1 protein-coding gene is annotated in these 8833 nt (G+C 73.1%); it reads right to left on the bottom strand.

The features are described 5' to 3' along the window. Positions 1-75 precede the first annotated feature (75 nt). Positions 76-8833 (bottom strand): amino acid adenylation domain-containing protein (locus ACZ52J_RS30850; protein ID WP_465623400.1); only part of this gene is annotated, 8758 nt, incomplete at its 5' end.

An 8833-nucleotide genomic window follows, 5' to 3' on the forward strand; every position in this document is an offset into this window, starting at 1 on the left:
GGAAGGCGGCAGCCGCGGTGACCGGGCCGGCTTCTCCGGCGTCGGTCACCGCGGCTGCGGGGGTGCGGGGGTGCGTCAGGCGGTGGCGTCCCGACCGGCCAGCCAGGCCGCGGTGAGGTCCCAGACCTGACGCAGGGCGTCGGGTCGGGCCATGTCCTCGTGGCGGCAGTCCAGCGGGTGCTCGGTGAGGTCGCCGGTGATGTGCGGCGTCCAGACGTCCCGGTGCGGGACGCCCCGCCCGCGGTCGTCCCGGGCCGACACGAGCAGCGCGTCACCGTCGAAGCGGCGCGGGCGGTGCGCCCGCAGCAGACGGAAGTTGTTCGCGATCACCCGGGAGGCGGTGGCGAGCTCCTCGGCCGTCAGCTCGATGGACAGCGTGCTCTGGTCGATGAGCTCCTCGAACCCCTCCGGCTCGGTGTCCTCGGCCGGCTCCGCGCCTGCGGCCGGGCGGGTCGGGAGGTGGGCGTCGAGCAGCACCAGGGCGGCCACCCGCTCACCGGCCTCCCGCAACTGGGCGGCGATCTCCTGCGCCACCACGCCACCGAAGGACCAGCCCAGCAGGTGGTACGGCCCGGCGGGCTGGACGGCGCGCATCCGCTCGACGTACTGCGCGGCCATCTCCCGGATCGATCCCGGCAGTTCACCGCCGCCGTCCAGCCCGGCGGCCTGCAGGCCGTAGAGCGGGTAGTCCGTCGGCAGGTACCTGGCCAGCGGCGAGTAGCACCAGCTCGGGCCGCCGACCGGGTGGACGCAGAAGAACGGCTCCCGGCTGCCCGTCGTGCGCAGCGGCAGCAGCAGGCCCAGCGCCTCGCGGGTGTCGGGCAGGCCGAGCCGCTCCGCCAGCCCGGCCACGGTGGGCGCGGTGAACAGCGTCTGGATGCCCACCTCGACGCCCAGCACCGCGCGGATCCGGCTGACCAGGCGGGCGGCCAGCAGGGAGTGCCCGCCGAGCTCGAAGAAGCCGTCGTCCACCCCCACCCGCGGCAGCTCCAGCACCTCGGCGAAGATGCCGCAGAGGATCTCCTCCTGCACGGTGCCCGGGGCGCGGCCGGCCGTCGTCGTGCCGTACGCCGGGGCGGGCAGGGCCCGCCGGTCGAGCTTGCCGTTGACGGTGAGCGGCAGGACGTCCAGGAGCAGGACGGCGGACGGCACCATGTAGTCCGGCAGTCGGTCGGCGAGGAACTGCCGGAGCTGTCCGGGCAGGTCCGCGCCGTCGTCCGCCGGGACCGCGTAGGCGACCAGCCGCCGGTCGCCCGGGGTGTCCTCGCGGACCAGGACGGCCGCCTGGCCGACCCGGGGATGGGCGGCGACGGTCGCCTCGATCTCGCCGAGCTCGATCCGGAAGCCGCGGATCTTCACCTGGTCGTCGGCGCGGCCCACGAACTCCAGCTCCCCGTCGGCGCTCCAGCGGACCACGTCGCCGGTGCGGTACATCCGCTCGCCGGGCTCGCCGTACGGGCAGGCAGTGAAGCGCTCGGCGGTCAGACCGGGCCGGCCGAGGTAGCCCCGGGCCAGGTTGGCGCCCGCCAGGTACAGCTCGCCGGCCACGCCCGGCGGCACCGGGCGCAGGGCGGCGTCCAGCACGTAGACCCGGGAGTTGCCGAGCGGGCGGCCGATCGACGAGGCGGCCTCGTCGGACGCCCCGGCGGATCGGACCGCCGACGGGATCGGCGCGCTGCCACGGGAGTTGACGGGCTTCCCGGTGACCCAGACGGTGGCCTCGGTGGGCCCGTACATGTTGACCGTGGCCGGGGCCCGCTCGGCCAGGCGCCGGTACCAGCCGTCGAGCCGGCTCACGTCCAGCGCCTCGCCGCCCAGCACCAGGGTGCGCAGCGGCAGTCGGGCCCGGTCGGCGTCGGCCGGGTCAGGGTCGGCGGGGTCGGGGTCGGCGCGGGGGCCTTCCTGGGTTGCGGCCTGAGCCAACTGGTAGAAGGCGGAGGGTGTTTGGTTGAGGACGGTGACCTGTTCGCGGAGCAGCAGGTCGAGGAAGGCCTGCGGCGAGCGGGAGGTCTCGAAGGGGACGATCACCAGTCGGCCGCCGTGCAGGAGTGCACCCCACAGCTCCCAGACGGAGAAGTCGAAGGCGTAGGAGTGGAACCAGGTCCACACGTCGTCCGGGCCGAAGTCGAACCAGTCGGCGGTGCCGGCCAGCAGGAAGGCCACGTTCTGCTGCGGGACCACCACGCCCTTGGGGCGGCCGGTGGAGCCGGAGGTGTAGATCACGTAGGCCGGGTGGGAGGGCAGCAGCGGTGCGCGGCGCTGGGCGTCCGACAGGTCGTCGTCCGCCAGGCCGGCCAGCCGCCGCTCGGTCGCCCGCTCGTCCAGCAGCACCACCGGGAGATCGGTCCCCGGCACGGCCCCGGCCGTCGCCGTGGACGCCAGCACCACGGCGGGAGCGGCCTCGCCGAACACGTAGGCGATCCGGTCCGCCGGGTAGTCGGGGTCGATCGGCAGGTAGGCGCCGCCGGCCTTGAGCACCGCGAGCAGGGCGACCACCAGCTCCGCCGAGCGGTCCAGGCAGACCGCGACCAGCGACTCCGGGCCGACACCGAGGTCGACCAGCAGTCGAGCCAGCCGGTTGGCTCGGGCGTTCAACTCGCCGTAGCTGAGACGCTGTTCGCCGAAGGCCACGGCTTCGTCCTGCGGGCGGCGGGCCGCCTGGGCCTCGAACAGCTGCGGCAGCGTGGCCGGCGGCACCGGCAGCGCGGTGTCGTTCCACCCCTTCAGGATCCGGTGCCGCTCCTCGGCGTCGAGGACGTCCACCGTGCTGACCGGGGCCTGCGGGGCCGCCGTCAGCGCGGTCAGCACCCGCACCCAGCGCTCACCGATCAGCTCGACCGTGGCCCGGTCGAAGAGGTCGGTGGCGTAGGTGATGCGGGCGGTGAGGCCGGCGGGGGTGCCGGTGGGGTCGTGTTGTTCGCTGACGTCGAGTTGGAGGTCGAACTTGGCGGCCGGGGCGCCGGTGGGCAGTGCCGTGACGGTCAGGTCGGGCAGGTCCAGGACGGCTTCGGCGTTGTTCTGTACGGCGAGCATGACCTGGAAGAGGGGGTGTCGGGCCATCGAGCGTACGGGGGCGAGTTCTTCGACGAGGCGTTCGAAGGGGATGTCCTGGTGGGCGAAGGCGGCGAGGCCGGTTTCGCGGACGCGGCCGAGCAGTTCTTCGAAGGTGGGGTCGTCGGTGAGGTCGGTGCGCAGGACGAGGGTGTTGACGAAGAGGCCGACGAGGTCGTCGAGGTTTTCGTCGGTGCGGCCGGCGATCGGGGAGCCGATGGGGATGTCCGGTCCGGCGCCGAGGCGGGAGAGCAGGACGGCGAGTGCGGCCTGGAGCACCATGAACATGGTGGCGCCGTTGCTGCGGGCGACCTCGGTGAGGGCGGCGTGCAGGTCGGGGGCGATGGGCAGGTCGATCAGGGCGCCGTGCTGGGTGGCGACGGGCGGGCGCGGCCGGTCGAAGGGCAGCTCCAGCTCGGCCGGGATGCCGGCGAGGGCCTGCTGCCAGTAGTCGAGTTGTTCGCTGAGCAGGCTGTCGGGGTCGTGGTCGTCGCCGAGTAGGTCGCGCTGCCAGAGGGTGTAGTCGGCGTACTGGACGGGCAGGGGCTCCCATTCGGGTGCCCGGCCGTCGAGGCGCGCGGCGTAGGCGGTGGCCAGGTCGCGGGCGAGCGGACCGAAGGACCAGCCGTCACCGGCGGTGTGGTGGACCGCCAGGGCGAGCACGTGGTCCTGCGGCGACAGCGTGAACAGCTCGGCCTTGATGGGGAGTTCGCTCGCGAGGTCGAAGGTGTGCCCGGTGGTGCGGGCCAGGGCGGCGGCCAGTTCCGGTTCGGAGGTCTCGGTGACGGTGAGCCGGAAGCCGAACCGGTCGGCGGGGAGGACGAGTTGGTGGGGCCGTCCGTCGACGGCGGGGAGGAGGGTGCGCAGTGCCTCGTGGCGGGTGATCAGGTCGGCAAGGGCGGCCTGGAGGGCGTCGCGGTCGAGGTTGCCGGTGAGACGGAGCGCGGTGGGGATGTTGTAGGCGGCGCTCGGACCGGTCAACTCGCCGAGGAACCAGAGGCGTTGCTGGGCGAACGACAGTGGGACGGTTTCGGGCCGGGCCTGGGTGGCCGTGATCGGCGGGCGGGCTTCGGTGGTGGTGTCGAGTCGCCGTGCCAGGGCGGCGGGGGTGGGTGCTTCGAAGAGTGTGCGCAGGGGGAGTTCGGTGCCGAGGGTGGTGCGGATGCGGCTGGTGAGGCGGGTGGCGAGGAGGGAGTGTCCGCCGAGGTCGAAGAAGCTGTCGTCGAGGCCGACCGAGGGCAGGCCCAGGACCTCGGCGAAGACGGTGCAGAGCAGCTCTTCGCGGAGGGTCGTCGGGGTCCGACCGGCGCCGGTCGAGTACACGGGGACGGGCAGCGCCCTGCGGTCCAGCTTGCCGTTGACGGTCAGCGGGAGGGCGTCCAGGACCAGGATCGCCGAGGGCACGAGGTACTCGGGCAGCCGCTGGGCGGCGTACTGACGTATCAGGGCGGCGAGTTCATCGTCGCTGTGGCGGTCGGTGGCGGCCGTCTTGGCGGCCGGGACGAGGTAGGCGACGAGTCGCTTGTCGCCGGGGGTGTCCTCGCGGACGGTGACGGCGGCCTGGGCGACGGCGGGGTGGCCGGCGAGGACGGCCTGGATCTCGCCGGGCTCGATGCGGAAGCCGCGGATCTTGACCTGGTCGTCGGCGCGGCCGACGAACTCGAGTTCGCCGTCGGTGGTCCAGCGGACCACGTCGCCGGTGCGGTACATCCGCTCGCCGGGCTCGCCGTACGGGCAGGCCACGAAGCGTTCGGCGGTCAGCCCGGGCCGGCCGAGGTAGCCCCGGGCCAGGCCGGTGCCCGCGATGTACAGCTCGCCGGCCACGCGCGGGGGTACCGGGCGCAGCGACTCGTCCAGGACGAAGACCTGCGTGTTGTCCAACGGGCGGCCGATCGGCGGGATCGCCACCGGCAGCGGCGCGGCCGGGAGCCGGTGCCCGCTGGCGTAGGTGGTGGTCTCGGTCGGCCCGTAGACGTGCGACACCACGGTGTCCGGGCAGGCCGCCAGCACCGCCGCCATCGCGGCGGGCGAGGCCGCCTCGCCACCCGTCAGCAGCTCGCCCAGGCCGGCCAGCGCCTCCGGCTCGTCCTCGGCCAGCAGGTTGAACAGCGCGGTGGTGAAGAACGCGCCCGTCACCCGCTGTTCGGTGAGTACCGACCGGAACACCGCGGGGTCCGTCTCACCGACGGGCGCGAGCACCACCGTGCCGCCGGACAGCAGCGGCACCCACAGCTCGTAGGTGGAGCCGTCGAAGGCGAGCGGGGAGTGCAGCAGGACACGGCGGTGCGCGACCGGGTGGAACATCCGGTCGGCGGCGAGGGCCGCGACGTTGCGGTGCGTCGCCATGACGCCCTTCGGGGCGCCGGTGGAGCCGGAGGTGTACATCGCGTAGGCCACCTGGTCGGGGTGCGCCGCGACGGCCGGCGCGGTGCCGGGGAACTCCGCCACTGCCGCCGGGTCCGTGCTCAACAGGACTGCCCCGGCGGGAAGTTCGACGTCCTGGCCGAGCCGGCCGTCGGACAGCACCACTCGGGCCGAGCTCTCCCGGAGGATCTGCTGGATCCGCGCGGCCGGATACCGGGTGTCGAGCGGGATGTAGGTGCCGCCGGCCTTGAGCACGCCCAGGATCGCGACGATCAGCTCCACGGACCGCTCGCCGAGCAGCACCACCCGGCTCTCCGGGCCGACGCCGGCGGCGATCAGGCGGTGGGCGAGGCGGTTGCTGCGGGTGTCGAGCTCGGCGTAGGTGAGCTGCCGGTCCTCGTCGGTGAGGGCGACGGCGTCGGGGGTGCGGGCCGCCTGGGCCGCGAAGAGGGCGGTGAGTGACTGGGCGGGGTGGTCGGTGGTGGTGTCGTTCCAGGTGGTGAGGAGGTGGTGGCGGTCCTCGGGGGTCAGCAGGTCGATGGTGTGGACGGGGGTGGTGGGGTCGGTGGCCAGGACGCCGAGGAGGTGGGTCCAGTGGCGGGCGAGCAGTTCGATCGACGCCCGGTCGAAGAGGTCGGTGGCGTAGGTGATGCGGGCGGTGAGGCCGGCGGGGGTGCCGGTGGGGTCGTGTTGTTCGCTGACGTCGAGTTGGAGGTCGAACTTGGCGGCCGGGGCGCCGGTGGGCAGTGCCGTGACGGTCAGGTCGGGCAGGTCCAGGACGGCTTCGGCGTTGTTCTGTACGGCGAGCATGACCTGGAAGAGGGGGTGTCGGGCCATCGAGCGTACGGGGGCGAGTTCTTCGACGAGGCGTTCGAAGGGGATGTCCTGGTGGGCGAAGGCGGCGAGGCCGGTTTCGCGGACGCGGCCGAGCAGTTGCTCGAAGGTGGGGTCATCGGTGAGGTCGGTGCGCAGGACGAGGGTGTTGACGAAGAGGCCGACGAGGTCGTCGAGGTTTTCGTCGGTGCGGCCGGCGATCGGCGTGCCGATGGGGATGTCCGGTCCGGCGCCGAGGCGGGAGAGCAGGACGGCGAGTGCGGCCTGGAGCACCATGAACATGGTGGCGCCGTTGCTGCGGGCGACCTCGGTGAGAGCGGCGTGCAGCTCGGCGGGGAGGACCAGGTCGGTGGTCGCGCCGCGCTGGGTGGCGACGGCCGGCCTCGGGTGGTCGTACGGGAGGGCGAGTTCCTCGGGCACCTCGCTCAACGCCTCGCGCCAGTAGTCGAGTTGTTCGCTGAGCAGGCTGTCGGGGTCGTGGTCGTCGCCGAGTAGGTCGCGTTGCCAGAGGGTGTAGTCGGCGTACTGGACGGGCAGGGGCTCCCATTCGGGTGCCCGGCCGTCGAGGCGCGCGGTGTAGGCGGTGGAGAGGTCGTGGCCGAGTGGGGCGAGGGACCAGCCGTCGCCGGCGATGTGGTGGATGGTGACGGTGAGGACGTGGTCGTCCGGTGCGAGGGTGAACAGTTCGGCGCGGATGGGGAGTTCGGTGGTGAGGTCGAAGGCTCGGGTGGCGGTGCGGGTGATCGCCTCGGCGAGCTCGGACTCGGTGAGCTTGTGCTCGGTGGGGTCGGACTCGGTGGGGTCGTGCTTGGCGAACTCGGTGACGGTGAGCTCGAAGGCGAGCTCCTGCGGTGCGAGTAGCCGCTGGCGGGGATCGCCGTCTCCGGCGGGGAAGACGGTACGCAGGACCTCGTGCCGGGTGATCAGGTCGACCAGGGCGGCCTGAAGGGCCTCCCGGTCGAGGTCGCCGGTGAGACGCAGGGCGATCGGGATGTTGTAGGCGGCGCTCGACCCGGTCAACTCGCCCAGGAACCAGAGGCGTTGCTGGGCGAACGACAGCGGGACCCGCCCAGGCCGTTCGATGGCGGTGATCGCCGGTCGCGCCGCCTGGCCGCTCTCCAGGTGCCGCGCCAGCTCGGCGGGCGTGGGGCGTTCGAAGAGGGTCCGGATGCCGACCTCGATGCCGAGGGTGGTGCGGATGCGGCTGACGAGGCGGGTGGCGAGGAGGGAGTGGCCGCCGAGGTCGAAGAAGTTGTCGGTGGGGGCGACTCGGGGCAGGTCGAGGACCTGGGCGAAGACGGCGCAGAGGATTTCCTCGTGCGGGGTGGTGGGGGTGCGGTCGGTCTGGGTGGTGTAGGTGGGGGCGGGCAGGGCGCGGTGGTCGAGCTTGCCGTTGACGGTGACGGGCAGCGCGTCGAGGACCACGGTCGCCGACGGCACCATGTAGTCCGGCAGTCGCTCGGCGGCGTACCGGCGTATCCGGACGGCGAGTTCGTCGTCGCTGCGGTGATCGGTGGCGGTGGGGACGACGTAGGCGACGAGGCGCTTGTCGCCGGAGGTGTCCTCGCGGGCGATGACGGCGGCCTGGGCGACGGCGGGATGGGTGGCCAGGGTGGCCTGGATCTCGCCGAGTTCGATGCGGAAGCCGCGGAGCTTGACCTGCTCGTCGGCGCGGCCGGCGAAGACGAGTTGGCCGTCCTCGGTCCAGCGGGCGAGGTCGCCGGTGCGGTACATGCGTTCGCCGGGCTCGCCGTAGGGGCAGGCGACGAAGCGTTCGGCGGTGAGGCCGGGGAGGTTGAGGTAGCCGCGGGCCAACTGGCGTCCTGCGAGGTAGAGTTCGCCCTCCACGCCCGGCGGGACCGGCTCCAGGCGCGCGTTCAGCACGTACACCCGGGTGTTGGGCAGCGGCCGCCCGATCGGGGCCGCGACGGCACCCGAAAGCGCGTCGCTCATCACCGAACCCACGGTGTTCTCGGTCGGCCCGTAGCCGTTGATCATCGTGCGGCCGACCGACCAGCGTTCCACCAGACCCGGAGGGCAGGCCTCGCCGGCGGTCACCAGGGTCATGCCGTCCGGCAGTGCGCCCTCGGGCAGCTCCGCCAGCGCGGCCGGCGGCAGCACGGCGTGCGTCACGCGGTGCTCGGCCAGGATCTCGGCCAGCTCCTTGGCGGACAGCAGCCGCTCCTTCGGCGCCGCGACCAGGCAGGCCCCGGAGAGCAGCGCGGCGTAGATCTCCCAGGCCGCGCCGTCGAAGCTCGGCGACGCGAACTGTGGCACCCGCGAGTCGGGGCCGATCCCGAACTTGGCGATCTGCCCGAGTGCGAAGTTCACGATGGCGCGGTGGGGGATGGTGACGCCCTTGGGGCGGCCGGTGGAGCCGGAGGTGTAGATGACGTAGGCGGGGTGGTCGGGGTGGAGGGTGAGTGGGGGTGCGGTGTGCGGGTGGTTGGTGAGGTCGGTGTGGTCGAGGTGGATGGTGGGGGTGCTGCTGGTGGGGGTGGTGGTGTTGGTGGTGGTGAGGAGGGTGGTGGGTTGGGCGTCGTCGAGCATGGCGGTGATGCGGTCGGCGGGGTGGGTGGGGTCG

The sequence above is a fragment of the Kitasatospora sp. NPDC034035 genome (assembly GCF_055575755.1).